Annotated in this window: 16 protein-coding genes and 2 pseudogenes; 14 read left to right on the top strand and 4 right to left on the bottom strand. The window is 56.5% G+C overall.

What is annotated here, in order from left to right:
- Positions 1–386: 386 nt before the first annotated feature.
- From FEJ81_RS19400 to FEJ81_RS19380, 5 genes are all read left to right on the top strand, one after another.
- The gene (locus FEJ81_RS19400; protein ID WP_138246929.1) at positions 387–1,646 is read left to right on the top strand and encodes a chloride channel protein; all 1,260 of its coding nucleotides are present in this window, start codon (positions 387–389) and stop codon (positions 1,644–1,646) included.
- A 316-nt stretch (positions 1,647–1,962) separates the two neighbouring features.
- Positions 1,963–2,259 (top strand): hypothetical protein, encoded by a 297-nt coding sequence (locus FEJ81_RS19395; protein WP_138246928.1) that lies wholly within the window; start codon positions 1,963–1,965, stop codon positions 2,257–2,259.
- A gap of 45 nt (positions 2,260–2,304) precedes the next feature.
- On the top strand, positions 2,305–2,976 hold the full coding sequence (locus FEJ81_RS19390) for a helix-turn-helix domain-containing protein (protein WP_138246927.1): 672 nt from the start codon (positions 2,305–2,307) through the stop codon (positions 2,974–2,976).
- Between the two features lie 108 nt (positions 2,977–3,084).
- Complete coding sequence (locus FEJ81_RS19385; RefSeq protein ID WP_138246926.1) at positions 3,085–3,360, top strand: HalOD1 output domain-containing protein; 276 nt, start codon at positions 3,085–3,087, stop codon at positions 3,358–3,360.
- Positions 3,361–3,612: 252 nt separating this feature from the next.
- Positions 3,613–4,827, top strand: coding sequence for an MFS transporter (locus FEJ81_RS19380; RefSeq protein WP_138246925.1), 1,215 nt, complete (start codon positions 3,613–3,615; stop codon positions 4,825–4,827).
- Between the two features lie 13 nt (positions 4,828–4,840).
- Here FEJ81_RS19380 and FEJ81_RS19375 read toward each other — a convergent pair whose 3' ends face one another.
- Entirely contained in the window at positions 4,841–5,191 is a 351-nt protein-coding gene (locus tag FEJ81_RS19375) for a winged helix-turn-helix transcriptional regulator (protein WP_138246924.1), read from the bottom strand.
- Positions 5,192–5,253: 62 nt separating this feature from the next.
- Here FEJ81_RS19375 and FEJ81_RS19370 point away from each other — a divergent pair, with 62 nt between their 5' ends.
- The 5 genes and pseudogenes from FEJ81_RS19370 to FEJ81_RS19350 all read left to right on the top strand — a co-directional run bounded on the left by FEJ81_RS19370 (position 5,254) and on the right by FEJ81_RS19350 (position 10,287).
- On the top strand, positions 5,254–5,955 hold the full coding sequence (locus tag FEJ81_RS19370) for an SDR family NAD(P)-dependent oxidoreductase (RefSeq protein ID WP_138246923.1): 702 nt from the start codon (positions 5,254–5,256) through the stop codon (positions 5,953–5,955).
- A complete protein-coding gene (locus FEJ81_RS19365) occupies positions 5,955–6,374 on the top strand; it encodes a DoxX family protein (protein ID WP_138246922.1) in 420 nt (139 codons plus the stop codon). The genes FEJ81_RS19370 and FEJ81_RS19365 overlap by 1 nt, the downstream gene beginning before the upstream one ends.
- 9 nt (positions 6,375–6,383) lie before the next feature.
- Entirely contained in the window at positions 6,384–7,241 is an 858-nt protein-coding gene (locus FEJ81_RS19360) for a VOC family protein (protein ID WP_138246921.1), read from the top strand.
- A 258-nt stretch (positions 7,242–7,499) separates the two neighbouring features.
- Positions 7,500–8,411: pseudogene (locus FEJ81_RS19355) on the top strand (1,4-dihydroxy-2-naphthoate polyprenyltransferase).
- Between the two features lie 352 nt (positions 8,412–8,763).
- Entirely contained in the window at positions 8,764–10,287 is a 1,524-nt protein-coding gene (locus FEJ81_RS19350; protein WP_138246920.1) for a formate/nitrite transporter family protein, read from the top strand.
- Between the two features lie 180 nt (positions 10,288–10,467).
- Here the strand turns inward: FEJ81_RS19350 and FEJ81_RS19345 are convergent, their stop codons facing one another.
- A complete protein-coding gene (locus tag FEJ81_RS19345) occupies positions 10,468–10,683 on the bottom strand; it encodes a hypothetical protein (protein WP_138246919.1) in 216 nt (71 codons plus the stop codon).
- Between the two features lie 121 nt (positions 10,684–10,804).
- Between FEJ81_RS19345 and FEJ81_RS19340 the strand changes: the two genes are divergently transcribed.
- Positions 10,805–11,149 carry a GNAT family N-acetyltransferase gene (locus FEJ81_RS19340; protein ID WP_229504798.1) on the top strand — a complete coding sequence of 115 codons (345 nt, stop codon included), beginning with the start codon at positions 10,805–10,807 and terminating at the stop codon, positions 11,147–11,149.
- Between the two features lie 1,003 nt (positions 11,150–12,152).
- Here FEJ81_RS19340 and FEJ81_RS23880 read toward each other — a convergent pair.
- Positions 12,153–12,623: a hypothetical protein gene (locus FEJ81_RS23880; RefSeq protein ID WP_229504797.1), complete on the bottom strand. Its 471-nt coding sequence runs from the start codon at positions 12,621–12,623 to the stop codon at positions 12,153–12,155.
- 509 nt (positions 12,624–13,132) lie between these two features.
- Here FEJ81_RS23880 and FEJ81_RS19325 point away from each other — a divergent pair.
- The 3 genes and pseudogenes from FEJ81_RS19325 (at position 13,133) to panB (ending at position 16,932) form a co-directional block, all read left to right on the top strand.
- Complete coding sequence (locus FEJ81_RS19325; RefSeq protein ID WP_138246918.1) at positions 13,133–15,565, top strand: heavy metal translocating P-type ATPase; 2,433 nt, start codon at positions 13,133–13,135, stop codon at positions 15,563–15,565.
- A 118-nt stretch (positions 15,566–15,683) separates the two neighbouring features.
- Positions 15,684–16,036, top strand: a pseudogene (locus FEJ81_RS23870) (transposase); the annotation flags it as partial.
- Positions 16,037–16,098: 62 nt separating this feature from the next.
- Positions 16,099–16,932 (top strand): 3-methyl-2-oxobutanoate hydroxymethyltransferase, encoded by an 834-nt coding sequence (gene panB / locus FEJ81_RS19315; RefSeq protein WP_138246917.1) that lies wholly within the window; start codon positions 16,099–16,101, stop codon positions 16,930–16,932.
- A 106-nt stretch (positions 16,933–17,038) separates the two neighbouring features.
- Here panB and FEJ81_RS19310 read toward each other — a convergent pair whose 3' ends face one another.
- Positions 17,039–17,857 carry a transcription initiation factor IIB family protein gene (locus FEJ81_RS19310; RefSeq protein WP_138246916.1) on the bottom strand — a complete coding sequence of 273 codons (819 nt, stop codon included), beginning with the start codon at positions 17,855–17,857 and terminating at the stop codon, positions 17,039–17,041.

Here is a 17,857-nt window from a genome sequence, read left to right as displayed (position 1 = left end):
GTTCGGGAAGTGATGGTTGCTCCATCCGAGCTATCTTCTGAACGATCACACCGGAAGACCAACTCATTCCACGTCGGGATTCAGACCTCTTCACCCAGCTTGCTCAGTGGACCCAGCCCTCACAGATGTACGTGAACAAAGCAGCAATAATCGATTCCGCGATATTTACTGGGACACCGTTGACGAGGTGAATACCACTCTCAAGCAACCAATGCTCGGAGACAACCCAGATTGGGAATACGCTCAATCACTCATCAATGCCTACGATCCAGCAGACGGCTCTGTTGAATCCGCAGAAGGCAAAGGGATAGCATCGCTCTAAAGACGGGTCGTAGTCAAAACGAAATTGATTCCTGCTCCATCCCGTTAGAGTAGCTTACACGGCGATGGTTGATATATCGAGGTACGGCTACCAAGGACGCACCATCTCGCTCGCGGTTTGCAACCTTTCCCGCGTCGTCCTTCTCGCAGTCTGTCTCGCTACCGTCATCGGGCTCATGACGGGCGCATTCCTTCGCATTCTCTACTGGGTTACGTCTCTCCTCTGGAAAACAATTCCAGAGGTGATCACAGTGTTGCCAAATCACCCGCTGTATACAATTCTCGTCTGTACTGTCGGAGGTATCACGCTCGGGATCGGGCGTATCCATCTCGGCGACTATCCGGGTGACGTCGAGGAATTACTGGCCGAAATCCGCGGTGGCGGGACCGTCGATCATGATGAAATCTCGAAAGGGGCGATAAATTCGCTGGTCTCGCTTGCCTTCGGAGCGAGTCTCGGTCCCGAACTTGCGTTAATGGCGATCGGCGGTGGGATGAGCTCACACGCTCTCGCGAGGCTGAAACATGCGATGCGTACTGCGTGGGCTGGGACGCTCGCGGGTACGAGTACGTCGTTCCGAGATCTCTGTTTTCCTGCGACTGACAGACTCAATCACCCCGTCGGAAAGAGCGACGTCCTCCCGGTTCCACTATGGTGGCGGTGGATACCGGGGCTTGCTGCGATTGCTCTCGGACTCACAACTCTCAAAGTAGCCGCTGGAAACGGGTTACATTTCGGGTACACTGTCCCCGAGTTCCGATCGACAAATCCGACATGGCGTCTCATCGGGGCAGCTTTCTTTGGGGCACTCGGAGGGTTCGTTTCCGTGATGTACCTCCGCTTTCGACATCGATTGCAAGCCCATCGAAGAGAGGAAAATCACCTCATTCGATCAACGGTTGGAGGTTTCGCTCTGGGGTTCGCTGGAGCCGTTGCGCCGAGATTACTGTTCTCAGGCCAGGAAGCTATCGGTGCACTCTTTGCTGGGCTTCCGCTCACAGCCGAGGCGTTGCTCGTGGCTGGGCTCGCCAAAATTATGCTGGTGAGCGTGATGCTGGAGACAGGCTGGAAAGGCGGTCCAATATTTCCGCTTCTGGCTGGAGGTGCAGCCATCGGGGCAGCACTTGCGCAAATAGTCCCTGGAATCGGTTCTGTGGTCGGATTGACTGCAATGATGGCTGGCGTGCCGGCTGGTGAATTGCCGCGACCATTACTCATCGCCGGAGCAGTAGCGCTGTTTTACTCGAGCTCACTGTTCATCGTTGCAGTTATCGGTGCCGTCACTGGAACGCTTGTCGTTCGAACGGCACAGAAAATGGGATAGTAGCTCGTCGAGATCGAACGCGAGGTGGTAGTCGGGAATCTAGTTTTCGGACGAATCTGCCTTGTTGAATCCACGGACAGTGTAGCGATCATTCTTTGATGGCTTGTTCGAGGTTGTAGACAGTGGCGGTCAAGACGAGTTCACGGAACTGACGATACCATGCACTCGGCCCGACAGCGAATCCCCATTTCGTGCCGCGGCCGCTGCAGCGGACCGCGGGTGGGAAGATGGCCAGCTTCAGCGTATCCTCGACGATACGAGAGACACGCCCGACCTATGGGAGGGCGAGTGACCGTGGTACGCCGACGACGTTGCGGTGGCATGCCTTGACGTCCTCGAGCGAAACGACCGAACAGACAAATTCCTGCGGCTAGCGAAGGCAGCAGGGCAAGTCGAGCAGTACGCGACGAAGCTGCTCGAGGTGGAACGCGTCGAAGAAACCATCGAATACACAGTCGATCATCTTTCCACGCCGGATGTGGCGTTCGCCGTGGCTCAAACGCTCAGAAAGATCGAACCCATCCAGCGCGAAGGGATGGTCGTAGCCGTGGTCGGCAACAGGGTAAATCTTACTGCTCCATCCTTCGTCCGTATCGCAACACCACTGAATTGAACAGAAGAAACTTTACCCTATGGACGGATACTTCTGTTGTCCCTAGTGCCCCAGAGCTTTATCGCCGAAGTTGTGCTGACTCATCCGAACGCCCCGTTAGCGGCAACGCTCGAAGCAGTCCCCCACGCAACGATCACTGAGGAATCTATCCGTCCAGCACCGACCGCAGACGAACCGGCTGTCTTCTATCGGGTAACGGACGTTGCGTTCCACGCTTTTGAGACGGAACTTGCTCGAGACCATACAGTTGCGGAGTGGACACAGACAATGGACTTCGGCGATACACGGATGTACCGTGTCCAGCTCGGTCCGGCGACGATATTCGTCTCGCCGACACTCTACGAACTCGGTATCCACGTCGTCAACAGTGAAAGTGCCGATCTGGGCTGGCGCTTTTGGCTAGAGACAGGCGACCGGAACCACCTCAGTGCGTTGTGGGACTATTGTCGCGAGAAGGACATCCAATTCGAGTTAGAGGTTCTCCGGAATTCCGGGGCACAGCCGATGAATGAACAAGTCAGAATCAAAGCAGCACTGACTGACCGTCAGCAGCAGATTGCTCAGGTCGCGACTCGGATGGGTTATTACGAGAAAGGCGGTGCCAGTGCGAAAGATGTCGCCGCCGAACTTGACATCGCTCCGTCGACGCTATCGACCCATCTCCGCAGAATCAACGCGACGGTATTTGACTCCCTGTTCGCCGCCGAATTGGATTGATACCGGCCGCGATACGATGCACAGTTGGGGCACTGCTCCGTTCCTTGTAAAAGTAGCCGAACTATTCGACGATGCCGTTGAGGGGTCACACGGCGAACCGAGTTGGTAATGGAAGCAGAGACTCAAACGAAAACGTCACCCACAGCAGGGTCAGCCGAGGACCCGAGTATGATGATCATCGATCTGATCTCCGACTTGGAAGGCGTTGAGCCAGTGGAATTGTCCCCGCCTCTGTATTCGGTGATCGAGCCCCAAGCGTTGGATACACTCTTTCACTCCGAAACCGGTGATACGCCCCAACCATCGGGCTACGTGCAATTCACGTATCGTGGCTACGAGATCCGCGTGCAGAGCGATAGAGAGATCGCGATTCTTGATCGGTAAGGGATCAGCCACATGAGGCTCCGTGAAGTGGTGCCAACGACAGGCTGACATCTCCCTGACGCAGGAAGACGTGCGTACCCACGAAATGATCCTTTCGGGCATAACCAAACTTATAACGCGACAAACGTAGGTAATGAGTATCTCAGACAGCAACTTGGCAAAACCCACCGACTTAGATGGCAAAACATCCCGAAGAATGACCTCCGTTTGCAGATATACGACGCGCTACTACGTCACTAGGAGGGACAGAGTATGACGGCGACCGAGGTATCCAACGCGCATGAAGAGGCACTTGATTCCGCACAAGGGTGGCTGATCGTCGGACTCGGCATTTGCATCCTCACGGCGATTTGGGGGGCAGTCTTTACGTTCACCGTCTATGCCGACCGTCTCGCCGCGACCTTCGGTCTGTCTGCATTACAGGTCTCGTCGGTCTTTTCGATCACGACTGCGGTCTTCCTTATGGTCGGTGGCCTGTTCGGCGTGTTTGCCGCCCGGTTCTCTCTCCGGCCTGTCCTTGCGATGACCGGCATCGGCCTCGTTATTACCATTGCACTCCTGCAAATCGTCGAGTCGTATCTCGGTGTTATTGTCGTCTTTGTCCTCCTCGGCACGGCAGGAGGTACCGCGTTTACGATCGTCGTTTCGCTTGCACCGCAATGGTTTGATGCCTATCAAGGGCTTGCGACAAGTCTCACGATGACAGGGATTGGTCTTGGCCCACTCGTGCTGCCGTTCGCATGGCTCTGGCTGTTCGAACAGACCGGTTTCCGATCCGCCTTCGCTGTCGTCATTGGTGTGACCGCCGTTTTCGTATTCGTCTCGAGCCTCGTCTACCATCGGCCACCGAGGGACTCGCAGAACACAACTACAGTTGATGCTGTATGGCTCCGCGCGAGAATCAGCAACTCGCGGTTTCTCAGTACCGCGATCGGGTTTGCTCTTGCGTTTAGCTGGTATTACGTACTCTCCGCCCACCTTGTTGAGATTCTCACAGCGAACGGTATCGGTGTCAACGTCGCCGCTGCTGGACTCAGTGTCATCGGTGGCGTCAGCGTCTTCACCCGCGTTGGGGGAGGGATCGTTGGAGACCGCGTAGGTCAGCGCGAGACCTTCCTGACAAGTGCCGTCCTCGCCAGTCTTTGTGCGTTCGGATTCCCATTTGCCCGTTCGAACCTTCTAATATACGTCGTTCTCTTCGGGTTTGGCATTGCTCTTGGACCACTCGCCTCGCTCTGGTCACCAATTGTCCTTTCCCGCTTCGGATCCGAGAATGCAACTGCGACGGTCGGTTTGATTAATATTGCCGTGGCTGGTTCCGCATTCCTCTCCCCGCTCATTATAAGCGCATTCCATCGCATGACTGGTGGGTCCATCCTTCCTCTCATCCTATTGGGAATTATCACCGCTCTCGGGGCTGCCCTCTTCCATTGGGGCACGAATCCCGCAAGTAGTGCTTCTGACTAAAATTTGGAATTACTTACGAGAGCCAATCTTCGCCCCACTCGTCGAGTGCCTCGAACACAGGACAGAGTGCACCTCCCTTCTCGGTCAACGTATAATAGCTTGCGACAGGCGATTCGAACTCCTTACGGTTCTCGATGAAACCATCCTCTTCCAAGTTGTCGAGCACACGCGAGAGCGTGTAGGAACTCGCACCAGTTGATCGCTTGAGTTCGTTGAACCGCTTTTCGCCGTCTCGCAGATCGTTGAGAACGATGAGCTTCCACTTCGACCCGATCTCTTCAATTGATCCTACTACGTTGCAGACAGCCGTATTTAGTTGTTCAACCTCGGTGTCTTCCTCCGCCTCTGGTGGTTGGGTCGCCATTACCTGGTCACACTATTGTTGCCTGAATTATAAATAGGTTTGGATACAAACTAGGTAATGAAATGGAACTACAGAATCCGACGGTACTCGTGACCAGTGCCACCGGTAACATGGGTCCGTACATAACAGATGCGCTGGTTGACCGTGGTGCTGATGTCGTTGGCACTTACATCACTGAAACGGCGAGAGATGACGTTGAGTCCCGTGCTGAGTACGCCGACGCAGTATCGTACCATCAGGTCGATCTCACCGACCAGACAGCGGTCGAAGCCTTCGCTGAGACTGTTACCGACGAACACGGGTCGGTTGATCACATCGTCGGCCTCGCTGGCGGGTTCTCGATGGGTGGTATCGACGACACCGATAGTGATGCGTTCGAGGCCGCGCTCAGTCGGCACGCAACGACGGCGTTTCTGACCGTCAAGGCCTTCGCAGACCACCTCAGCGAGCAAAACGGCGTCGTCCTGTTCAGCTCCGACCGCGCGATCGACCCTGTTGGTGGCACGCTCGCGTACGACGTCGGTAAGGGCGCGGTCCGGACGCTGACCGAGTCACTCGATGTCGAACTCGATGCCCGCGTCAACGCGGTCGCCCCGTTCCTCATCGACGTTCCGGGCAACCGCGAGGCGATGCCCGACGCCGACTTCTCGGAATGGACGGCCCCCGAAGCTATCGTCGATGAAGTGCTCCACTTACTCTCGAACAAGGGTGTGGGGGGACAGATCGTCCAGATGACTGGGGGCAAGCCGGAGGGCGTGGTCTGATGGCCCTGGAGACCACGGTTGGTGGCCTCGCCTTCTTGGTAGGTCGACTTGTCTTTGGCGTCCTACTCGGATTCATGGGACTCAATCACTTCACGGGCCTCGACGGCATGAGCGGCTACGCCGCAGCTAAGGGTATTCCAGCCCCTCGGCTTGCGGTTATCGGATCCGGCCTCATGCTCATCCTAGGCGGGCTTGCCATCGCGCTCGGTGTTTACCCGCTCGTCGGTGCAGCAGCGATCGCGCTGTTCTTCCTCGGCGTGACGCCGGTCATGCACGACTTCTGGACGGTCGGGGACTCCGAACAGCACCAGTCTGAGATGACGGACTTCCTGAAGAACGCCACACTCTTCGGCGCTGCGCTCGTACTCGTTGCGATTAGTGGCACTGCCTGGCCATACGCACTCAACATCGGTCTCTAGATGTCTAACATGACCACGCCATCGAATCCAGATACGCTCCCGCAGGGGACACACATCGGTCGAACTGCACTCCGCGTCAACGACCTCGATGAGCTGACCGGGTTCTATCGGGACGTCGTCGGCCTGAGTGTGCTCGACGAAACCGATACCCGTTCGGTACTCGGTGTTGCAGACACCGCGCTGCTCGTCTTGGAGGGCGATACAGACGCACCCTCACGGCATCAATCAAGTGTGGGGCTCTATCACACCGCCTTCAGAGTACCTTCGCGGGCGGCACTCGGTGACGCGCTGGCTCGGATACGGGACCGCTGGCAACTCGGCGGCGCATCCGACCACTGGGTCAGCGAGGCACTGTATCTCACCGACCTGGAAGGGAACGGGATCGAGATCTACCGCGACTACCCCCGCGAGGAGTGGCCCATCGCCGACGACGGTCGTGTTCGGATCAGCACCGAGCCACTCGACCTCGCCAGCATCGAAGCTGCGGCCACAGGAGGGAGTCGGGTACCGTCGGGAACAGACATCGGTCACGTCCACATCGAAGTCTCTTCGCTGGACGCGTTCAGGGACTTCTACGTGGACACACTCGGATTCGAGGTGCAGACGACCGTTCCTGCCGCGTCCTTCGTGTCTGCGGGTGGGTATCACCACCATCTCGGAGCCAACACGTGGCACCATCGGACGACACCAAGCGACGGACGAGGACTGTCGTGGTTCGAAGTGGTTGTCCCGAAGTCGAGTGCACTTGATGCAGTTCAGGAGCGGGTTGCAGACCAGGCCATTCCAGTCACCGAGACCAGCGACGGTATCGAAATTACTGATCCCGATGGCATCAAGATTCGACTTCAAGTAGAATCAACAACCTAACTCTTCGAGACCAACACGGAGAATCCTATATCTTCAGACTCAGGCAAAACTCACACTTTCGGGCTCACAGCTGAGAGACAATCAGAGTGCAGGTAATTACAACACAAAGTAAGTTCGACAGATGGTTTCACTTGAACGGAATGAAACTCGAGAGAATCGGTAGCCAAGAGTCGATCTCAACAGAGAGAAATAGTATCACCAGAAAGTCATCTACTGATAGACAATCAATCTGACGTATCCTATCTGCGGGCGTGGTTGATGGCGATGCGTCCACAGTCGCTACCGGCAGGTGCTTCTCCAGTCATCGTCGGCGTTGGGTTAGCGATACACGATGGTGTGTTTGCAGCTGGACCCGCGGTTGCTGCGTTGCTCGGCGCGCTTCTCCTTCAGATCGGGTCTAACTTCACGAACGATTACTACGACGCCATTCGCGGTGCTGACACAGAGGATTGAGAAGGGTTCCAGCGGGTTACGCAGTCGGGCCTCATCTCTCCCGCGCGTGTCCGCCGAGCGATGTACGTTGCGTTCTCGCTTGCGGCGCTCGTCGGCGTCTACCTGGTCTATGTCGGTGGCGTTCCGATTCTTGTCGTCGGTCTCCTCTCGATCCTTGCTGGTTTCGCGTACACCGGCGGTCCCTATCCGTTCGGATATCACGGTCTCGGAGACCTATTCGTGTTCATCTTCTTCGGGCTCATTGCGATGACCGGCACCTACTACGTGCAGGCAGTTTCGACAGTCGCTTCCGCGCGTCTGATTCCGCTCACGATACCTGCGGGCACAGTCACGGTCGCCGCAGTCGTGGCAAGTGTACCGGCAGCCGCGCTCTCGACGAATATCCTCGTCGTGAATAACATTCGGGATTTGGAAACAGACCGAGAAACTGGGAAGGACACTCTAGCTGTGAAGATCGGATACCGGTGGAGCCGAATCGAGTATGCTGTGCTGCTCGTACTCGCCTATCTCGTCCCCCTGGTTTTTGCAGGTGTGTGGGAGAGTGTATTGCCACTTGCTCCGCTGTTGACTGCGCCGCTGGGCTGGCGACTGTGGACCACAGTCCGTGATGAGACGACAGGAGCAGCTCTCAATCCAGCATTAGAACGGACCGGGAAGCTTTTCCTCGCGTTCTCACTTTTGTTCGCAGTCGGTCTTGCGACGCCATCCTTCTTCTGACCTTATCCAACATGACCGACTTGCATCCTGTATTCAGCAGGCTGGTCATGTCAACGTTTGAGCGTCTCGACAGAGCCAGACAGTTAACTCTATATCGATTGTGCGGTTCACTGATGGCCGTGATATGTAGTAAACGACGGCCCACTACGCAAGATCCAGCGGAGAGTACGAGTGTTTCGGCTCCCTCGAGCGACCTTCGGAACGTGACCGTAGCTTCAGCCGCCCTCGCAAAGATATCGTCCGACTACCCGAACGAACGCCTGGCGGTCACACACCGGAAACCAATATTCGTCGTGGAGCCAGATATCCTGAGAAATAAGGGCCTGAGAGCCGTGGCCTTCTGCAGTTGTTCATGAGTCGATCTACGGTCTCGACGCTTGCGGTCCCAGTCACGGAGCGCGATCACGTGCGCGGCCCCGACGATGCGCCGCTCACGCTGGTAGTGTACGGAGACTTCGAGTGCCCGTCCTGTGGCGATCTATACCCGGTAATCAAACGTATTCAGGACCGACTCGGCGACAAACTTCGGTTCGTCTTCCGGCACTTTCCGCTCACGGAGGCTCACCCACACGCCCTGCGTGCCGCGGAAGCTGCCGAAGCCGCCGCCGCGCAGGGAATGTTCTGGGAGATGCATGACATCCTCTACGAGCATCAGGACGCACTCACCGACGAGGACCTGACTAGATACGCCGACGAACTCGGGCTTGATACCGAACAGCTCACTCGAGAGTTGGATGTTGGGGTTCACGAGGAACGCATCGAAGAAGACGTCGCGAGCGGAGCACACAGCGGCGTTAATGGCACGCCAACGGTCTTCATCAACGGCCGCCGGTACAACGGTCCCCTCAAGCACGATCCACTGTTCGAAGCAATCGTCCAGGCGGGCGATCTCAGTGCGATTCAGGCCTCTATTCGACACCGTAACAGGTCGATGCGCGAGACGATCGAACGGTCGCGAAGCGGAGCGCCGGCTGCGGGCGCGGCAATCCGAGATTATTTTTCGGCGGACGAAATTTTCCAGCGACTCGTCGCCACCGCGGACGAGGAGTTTAGCAGAAGCAAGCGCCAGTTGTTCATGAGTGGGTTAGCTGCTGGGCTTGCAATCACGTTGACGTTTCTCGCACGATCTGCGGTCACCGCGACCGTTCCACTCGAGTCGGCGCCACTGATCGGGAACCTGTTCTATCCGGTCGGATTTATCCTCATCGTACTTGGACGGTATCAGCTGTTCACCGAGAACACGCTCACACCCGTCACGCTCGTATTGACGCGTATCGCGAGTATTCGAAACCTGCTTCGACTCTGGGGAATCGTTATCGTCGCGAACGTTCTCGGCGCAGCTCTCGGTGCGTTCGTCCTCGCAACGACGGGCGTCTTTACCCCTCAGGCTGCCGAGGTTGCTTTGGGTTTCGGCGAACATGCGTTCGAAACCGGCTGGTGGGATCTCTTCTTCAAGGGTATTTTCGCCGGGAATATCGTCGCAGCGATGGTCTGGCTGGTGCATGCAAGTCGGGACACGACGACGCGATTACTGCTTGTCATTTTCCTCATGTTTCTGATTCCATCGGCCGACCTGTTCCATTGCATTACGGGTGCATGCGAAGTTCTCTACTTTGTTTTTCAGGGGAATACCAGCCTTTGGGCCGCGTTTGCAGCGTTCTTTGTGCCAGTCACACTCGGCAATATAATTGGAGGTGTTCTGCTGGTCGCGCTGCTCAATTATAGTCAGACGGCCGAACGGCAGTTCCCGAACCGAGATCCGAGTCAACTCAAACTCTCTTGGGCAGAGTGGCTATACAGTCGGCAGGCGGGCGGACCCCAGATACTCCCATCCTCCGAGGAGAACACCGCCGAATCGACTGAGAGGGATCGATAGCCGTCACTAACCCAGCCACTACGCGACGCCTGCCGGTGCTTCGAACTTGGGGACTACTCGCCGTTCTCCGGACGAGAATGGTGTGGAGTAGCTGGCGTATCCTCATTTTGCGTTGTATGGGAGATAGGCTGAATCACAGTACAGGTGAAGGAGTGAACAGTATATTCAAAAATGACCGCGTCACGAATCCGGTTCGAGAGCCTGAACACTTACCGAGATAAAGTAGACGAACATGAACAAGAAGAATCCGACAATGAGCGGAATGAGCCGCTGATCAATGACGGCGAGCTCCAATATCGCCGATACAGCGATCCCGCTTATGAAAACCAGTATTACGAACCCACCAACCGCATAGTAGAACCGGAGATCGGATTCAAAGTAGCTTTGGATTCCCATTACGCTCTTTTGGCGACCGGAAACGAAAAGTACAACGAAGTTCGCACAGTCTGTATCTGTAGTTGCCGATGAGTACAGGATGTTATGTTATCATGTTTCATCAGATAGATAATCGTCACAAATGAGTGAACCGCACATTCGACAAGCAACAGTGGCTGCCGTCAAGCAACTTACGGAGGTATACCAGAGCGCGTATCAGGAAAATCGTCGGCTAGGACTCCCCAACGAAGCAGAGTCTGCATCAGAGAAGAAGATAGCTGGCTTGGTTCGGCAGAACACGGTCTACGTTGCCAAGAAAGGCGGCGATGTAATTGGCGGTGTCTGTCTCGAAGAAACAGATTCAGACCATGTGAAACTCAGTCGACTCGCCGTCCACGAAAACTGGAAAAGAGAGGGCGTCGGAAGACAGTTACTTGATTACGCAGAGGAACAGGCTCGGCATATGGGTACGCTACGATCCGGCTGATCACTCCGGAAGAGCATCCGTATCTCCCGGAGATGTACCGCCAACGTGGGTATGAAGACGTTGAGACAGTCTCGCAGGAGAACTATGACTTTGAATTTCTCGTGATGGAAAATGCGATCCGATAGCTGACATCCTCCCACGGCTAAACAGTAGTTGCTGATTTGATTCGGAAAGCCGCGGAGATTGAAGTCTTGTTTCACCTGCAGCTTCGTGAAACCGTGCTCAGTGCTGCTCAGAGAGTGTAACAGCTGCCGAAGCTTTCCGTCAGCCGTTGTTCTCCAAGTCTTGCCAGTACGGAGGGGCGTACTGACTCGGGCTGATCAGTCCGAGTCAGTCGCCGAGACAACCGCTATCTGTACAGTATTTGCCCGAGAACCGCGTGAAACAGGGCGGTCGGGACGGATCCAGTCGTCCTGACCGCCCGGCGGGGCGTCACGAGCAGGTTCGTCAACACCCACAGATTGTACAACGCGACAGCGAACAGAAAGTAGAACAGCCGTACCGAGAACATTGGTGACGATGTTCTCGGGAGAAACTCCGTAATCTTCCGATAGGAGGTCTTGATGCCCCAGCGACGGCGATACGCTTCGGCCAGTGGCCAAGCGATCTCGACGTCGGAACTGACGTCGAGATTGCGGTTGGTGACCAGACAGAAGTGGTCATCATCTCGTGTTCGGTGCAGAACGACGACGAGTCGGACTGTCGTCCGGCCCGTCGGCGGATTCGACCGAGCCATCTCGTACTCCGTGATGAACGTGTCGCTGTCATGGTCGTCAATGAATTGCTGTACCTTTCGTGTTTGCGGCGCACGCATCAGGAACTCAACGTCGAGTTCTTCGAGCGCTAATGCGAGGTGAACGCGGTAGAAACCACGTCGAGGTAGAGCTGATTGATGTCGACGTACTCGCGGGCTTTTGAGACGAGTTGGCGGAGTGCATCCGCCAACTCGTCGGTATCGCTGCCTTTCAGAGCTACCGATCCGAGCGTGAAGCGGATGCTCGGATCAACGATACGTAGCGACCTTGTACGCACGATCGGTACCCTGCGCAGGATTCGTTGTACAGACGTGAGGAGTCTCTTCGTCCCCGTAATAGAGCCAGTCGTGAACGTCGATTGCGACGTCGACCGGCCGGGTGAACATCCGGTTGCGAGTTGCTTCCTCGAGGATTGCCTCGCGGACGCGGTCGAACTGGTCGTCGACCGCGTCCGCGTCGAGTCCACGCAAATGGTAGAGGAGCGCCCGTGCGAGCGGATTTCGAGCGGTTGCATCAATAGCAATATCGTCGCCACGGGCAAGCTGATAGGCTTTCGCACCAGTATTGACGAACTCGTTGTCGAATGCGATCCGAGCGAGGGCTCGCTGGAAGTCCTCGCTCGGATAGGTACCGTTCGCGGCGATCCCGAAGTCAAGTTCCGGAAACAGCAGTGATGAAACTGCTCGAGTCACCTGCGTTGCCTCAGTTGTCTCGACCATATCGAGACAACGACCGCAACGACAATCGTTGTCTGGCCACTTCAGCAACTACTGTTCAGTCGTGGGTTACTGACTTACTCATCCGTATGAGGGCCTGTGAGGGCACGCCAATAATATTAATACCTTAACATGTCGCCAATCGATACGAAATACCTTACCTCCTCGAACGGCTACATCGATCAGTGGCGCTTTCGACATTCACAACTATAGAACCAGTTGCGTTGCTCGGCACCGACGTACTGTTGTTTCTCGTGATCGGTATCTTGGTCGGCGCACATCGTATCGGAACGTGTGGCCCGCTCGTTACTATCTACACGAGTCAAATGGGTGAGAGCACATTGAACGGAGGGCGCGACAGCCACTTCACGACCTACGAAGTCCGACAACGTGTCCCGTCCACCGCCGGACGAAAACGAACTACACGTCCCTGCGAAATCGGTGCGAACCGCCGTTCTACGGCGGGATCGATGGCGCACGGACTCACGTCACTCCTCGCTAACGGATAGTTTATGTCAGATGTGAATACAACAGAAACTGGCTGCACGCTTTGTGATCTCCCTGTTGAGGGGAGTGACATCGTCGTCGATGGGAAGCCGTTTTGCTGCGTCGGCTGTCGCGACGTCTACGAGGCGCTCGGCGACGTCGACGAGGTTGCGGCCGAAGACGTTCGCAGTGCCCGTGATGACCGACAGGCGGACCGGGAGGTCCCGCCGGATCACGAAGCGACGTTCCTGGAGGTCGACGGGATGCACTGCGCGACCTGCGAGGCGTTCATCGAGTCGGCCGCGACGACGATCGACGGCGTCAGCAATGCCAGCTCGAGTTACGTAACCGATACGGTTCGGATCGATCACGATCCGGATCGCGTCTCGACGGCCGACCTGAAGGACGAAATCAGTGGACTCGGTTACAGCGCCTACTCTCGAGACGATTCGTTCAGCCGCCGCCGAGCCAATGACTGGGAGATGGGGCGAGTCGCGGTCGGCGTCCTCATGGGGATGTCGGTGATGCTGCAATACCTCGTCATCATCTATCCTACGTATTTCGGCGGACTGTTCTACGGCGACCGAGTGACGGAGTTCTTCGAAACCGCACTCGCGAGTTCCGTCGCGACGCCATTTTACGTCGTCATCGGGGCGCTCACGACGATCATCCTGGCTATCACAGGGAAACCGATCCTTCAGAGCGCGTACGTCAGCATTCGGACGCGGTCCCCGAACATGGACTTGCTCGTCGCGATCGCGGCCGTGAGCGCGTACCTTTATAGTACGCTGTCGATCGTGATCGGCGGCGAGCACATCTACTACGACGTGACCGTCGCAATCATCGTCATCGTCACGGTCGGAAATTACTACGAATCGACGATCAAACAACAGGCGACCGAGCGCCTCTCCAACCTGACCTCCGTCCAAGTCGACGAGACGCGTCGCGTTCGCGACGACGGTGCGCACGAAGACGTCACTGTCGAGGATCTCGAGGCGGGCGATCGCGTACTGGTCCGGTCCGGCGAACGGATTCCCGTCGACGGGGAGATCGTTGACGGCGATGCGGCCGTCGACGAAGCAGTCGTCACCGGAGAATCCCTTCCCGTACGTAAAACCGTGAGCGACACCGTCGTCGGCGGTTCGATGGTGACTGATGGCGCGGTGACCGTCCACGTCGGGGAAAACGCGACGAGCAGTCTCGACCGGATCGCCGAACTCGTCTGGGACCTCCAGAGCGGCTCCCACGGTATTCAGAAACTCGCGGATAAACTAGCGACGATCTTCGTACCGGTCGTTCTCGCCCTCGCAGTAATCGTCACGGGCATTTACCTCCTACTCGGTCGCGGGCCCGCAGCCCTCCTCGTCGGGCTCACGGTGTTGATTGTCTCCTGTCCCTGCGCTCTCGGACTGGCGACGCCGCTCGCGGTCGCTGCGGGAATCCGCGACGCGTTGGAACGCTCGATCGTCGTCTTCGACGAGAGCGTCTTCGAGCGGATCCGAGACGCGGACACTGTTATCTTCGACAAGACGGGTACGTTGACGACGGGCGAAATGACCGTCGTCGACACCGACCTTGAGGCCGATCTGCTCGAGAAGGCGGCGCTGCTGGAGGAGCGCTCGTCGCATCCGGTCGGCCGAGCTATTGCCGCCGAACGGGCAGTTTTCGACGGCGGGACGGTCGAGTCCTCATCGAACGCTGGATCGGTGGACGATATCGTCGAGTCCTTCGATAGCTACCGGAACGGCGTTACAGGCGCCGTCGATGGGGACGAGATAATCGTCGGTCACCCGGGCCTGTTCCGCGATCGTGGCTGGGGCGTTCCCGTGGCCGTCGCGGAACGGATCGCCGACAACCGCGAGACGGGGCGGGTTCCGGTCGCCGTCGGTCGCGACGGGACCGCCGAAGGGGTCATCGTCGTCGCCGACGACCTACGACCGAACTGGGAGGAGACGCTGACCGCGATTTCAGCTAACGGAGCGGCGGTCGTCGTGCTCACCGGAGATGACGCTCGGGCCGCGCGACGCTTTCGCGAGCACGACGCCGTCGACGAGGTGTTCGCGGGCGTTCCCCCCGAAGGGAAAGCCGAGACCGTCAAACGGTTCAACGGAACGGGCCGTACGGTGATGATCGGCGATGGCACCAACGACGCGCCGGCGTTGGCCGCCGCCGACCTCGGTGTCGCTCTCGGCGGCGGCACCGCGATGGCCGCTGACGCCGCGGACGTCGCCCTCGTCGACGATGACCTCTCGTCCGTCGAAACGGTTTTCGAACTCGCTCGAGCGACGAACCGCCGGGTGAAGGGCAACATCGGCTGGGCGTTCTGCTACAACGCGATCGCGATTCCGTTGGCCGTGCTGGGCCTCCTGAACCCGCTCTTCGCTGCGCTCGCGATGGGCGCGAGCAGCTTGTTGGTCGTCACGAATTCGACCAGGCCGCTACTGTCAGAGGAGAAGTGAACGGCTCTTCGCCGGCTTCCGTTCGGTGGTCGCGTCCGATCTTGAGCGGGTTATCCGGACGCGGCGCTTCGGTGGGCCCACCGTCGGTTGCGCCCGCGAAGTTATCATCAGAAACCAGGTAATGACGACACGAAAACACAAGTCCTAGATCGCGCCGGCGCTCCTTGAGCGGAACACTGGTGATGTCGCAGTTCTCCTCGGTGACGAGGGTTATGGCGACCAGAAGGTTCGTGCATTAGCCCGTGATTCGGATGCTCGTCCGGTCATCAAACACAGAGAGTTTTCGTCGCTCCACAAGGCGTGGAATGCTCGACTGAATGTTGATCTCGATGGTCAGCGTAGTTAGAACGAGACGGTGAACTCCCGGCTCAAATGCAAGTGCGGTGCGTCGTCCGGTCACGGTACTGGTGGAACCAGTTTCGAGAGCTCACCATCGCCTGCCTTGCTCGCAATCTCGACCGATCACCCTAATCGGTAGCTACAGGCGAAGGAGATAACGAATGTTATACAACCGTGTGAGGGAATATCTCTGTATGGGACGCGTATCGATCCCGGACATCCACGAAAAGTACAAAAACAGTGAACCGGTTACAATGCTGACTGCATATGATGCTCCAATAGCCCGGCAAGTAGATGAAGGCGGTGTCGATATGATTTTGGTCGGAGATAGTGCTGGCGACAATCACTTGGGATATGACGACACGGTACCGGTTACGCTTGACGAAGCATTATCGAATACTGCGGCTGTTGACAGGGCTGTAGAGGATGCAATGGTGATTGGTGATATGCCGTTTTTATCGTATGGGACCTCCCTTGAAGAATCGGTCAAGAATGCAGGCCGATTTATGAAGGAAGCAGGAGCTGACGCTGTAAAATTGGAGACGGCACCCTACGGAAAAACAACCATCGAAATTGTTTCCCGTCTCACAGAACTGGGAATGCCTGTTGTGGGTCATATCGGATTGACCCCTCAACGTATGAATCAAATAGGCGGTGGCTACGTACAGGGACGGGGTGATGGAAGTTCAGCCACAGTTGAAGCGTTGGTGGAGACAGCAGAAGAATTGGAAGACGCTGGAGCCTTCTCGATTATCCTTGAGGCAGTCACAGAAGAAACCGGAAAACAGGTTACTGAAGCAGTAGATGTTCCAACTATTGGAATTGGTGCAGGTCGATGCGTAAACGGACAAGTGCTTGTCATCACCGACGTACTGGGACTGAGCGACGAATCATATACACTCTCAAAACAATATGCTGACCTAAATTCAGTTATCCAAGGTGCAGTTGAATCTTATGTAGACGATGTTCAAAGTGAAGTATTCCCCTCATCTAAAAATGTCTTCGATGCTATTGATGAAGACCAGTAGAGGATACCAGCGGTAGACTCGCACACCCACCTATCGGCTGATTCAGTTGATAAGGTGTCGAATTAATGGGGATTCAACAGAGATAGTACATAATATTTAGTAGTCATCATGAAAACGGCTGGTCAAAGTCTTTAGAGCGAGCACGGATCGTTGATTCACTCACGCCAGTGAGAGCCGCGAGTTCTGATACGCTAGTTTCGATTTGATATTTGTTCGCGGTATACAACCATGCTCCAGCGAGGATGCCCATGTGACGTTTGCCCTGTGCCCATTTAGCGGTTTGTGCGTGGTGAAGCAGGTCGTCGACGAGCGAGATGGCTTCGGGCGGTGCTGTCGGGTATTGAAGTTTGAACAGGTGGCTTCCGGTTGTGTCGAGTAGGTCGTCACGTCTGTCTCGGAGTGTGGCTGTCGATACGTCGAATTTGTCGGCGATATCGGTCTGGGAGAGGTCGGTGTCGGCAGCTGAACTTGTGATGTAGAGTACAGCTGCCGCGTATGTATATGGAGAGACACCACTGGTGACTCCGGCTTCGGCACCCAAGTCTGCTATTTGTTGTGCACGAGTTTGGATGTCATCAGAAAGCGAAAGGTCCTCGCACGCTTCTTCGAGGATCACAGTTGGATCATCATTCGGTATTCCGAGCTCCAGCGTGTCCGAGATGCGTTTCTTTTCGTTGAGAATCTCTGATTTGGTAGCATCGGAAGCGTCGGCAATCCTGGTCACGCGAACCGGAGTCTCTCGCAAGCGACAGGCAATGAGGAAGCATGCTGCAGCCGTACGAGCAGGGGATCGAATCTGCAGTTCTTGCGTCGTGAGTTCTGAAATGAGGAGTTCCGCGTACTGCTGAATGTTCTCGTCCAGAGTGAAGGACTGTTGGATCGATGTTAGGTGTTCGAGGACGGCGTTTTGAGGTTCTGTAGGCAT

The organism is Natrinema versiforme, from assembly GCF_005576615.1.
Classification (GTDB): domain Archaea; phylum Halobacteriota; class Halobacteria; order Halobacteriales; family Natrialbaceae; genus Natrinema; species Natrinema versiforme_A.
The sequence above is the reverse complement of the archived record's forward strand: the minus strand, read 5'-3'. Positions and strand labels throughout refer to the sequence as shown.

Bases quoted from the DNA above. Each gene is read 5' to 3' on its own strand.
- FEJ81_RS19380 (WP_138246925.1), top strand. From the start codon at position 3,613: ATGACGGCGACCGAGGTATCCAACGCGCATGAAGAGGCACTTGATTCC.
- FEJ81_RS19365 (WP_138246922.1), top strand. From the start codon at position 5,955: ATGGCCCTGGAGACCACGGTTGGTGGCCTCGCCTTCTTGGTAGGTCGA.
- FEJ81_RS19350 (WP_138246920.1), top strand. From the start codon at position 8,764: ATGAGTCGATCTACGGTCTCGACGCTTGCGGTCCCAGTCACGGAGCGC.
- FEJ81_RS19325 (WP_138246918.1), top strand. From the start codon at position 13,133: ATGTCAGATGTGAATACAACAGAAACTGGCTGCACGCTTTGTGATCTC.
- FEJ81_RS19310 (WP_138246916.1), bottom strand. From the start codon at position 17,857: ATGCCTACAGAACCTCAAAACGCCGTCCTCGAACACCTAACATCGATC.
- FEJ81_RS19340 (WP_229504798.1), top strand. From the start codon at position 10,805: ATGAGTGAACCGCACATTCGACAAGCAACAGTGGCTGCCGTCAAGCAA.
- panB (WP_138246917.1), top strand. From the start codon at position 16,099: ATGGGACGCGTATCGATCCCGGACATCCACGAAAAGTACAAAAACAGT.
- FEJ81_RS23880 (WP_229504797.1), bottom strand. From the start codon at position 12,623: ATGGTCGAGACAACTGAGGCAACGCAGGTGACTCGAGCAGTTTCATCA.
- FEJ81_RS19400 (WP_138246929.1), top strand. From the start codon at position 387: ATGGTTGATATATCGAGGTACGGCTACCAAGGACGCACCATCTCGCTC.
- FEJ81_RS19360 (WP_138246921.1), top strand. From the start codon at position 6,384: ATGACCACGCCATCGAATCCAGATACGCTCCCGCAGGGGACACACATC.
- FEJ81_RS19385 (WP_138246926.1), top strand. From the start codon at position 3,085: ATGGAAGCAGAGACTCAAACGAAAACGTCACCCACAGCAGGGTCAGCC.
- FEJ81_RS19375 (WP_138246924.1), bottom strand. From the start codon at position 5,191: ATGGCGACCCAACCACCAGAGGCGGAGGAAGACACCGAGGTTGAACAA.
- FEJ81_RS19370 (WP_138246923.1), top strand. From the start codon at position 5,254: ATGGAACTACAGAATCCGACGGTACTCGTGACCAGTGCCACCGGTAAC.
- FEJ81_RS19345 (WP_138246919.1), bottom strand. From the start codon at position 10,683: ATGGGAATCCAAAGCTACTTTGAATCCGATCTCCGGTTCTACTATGCG.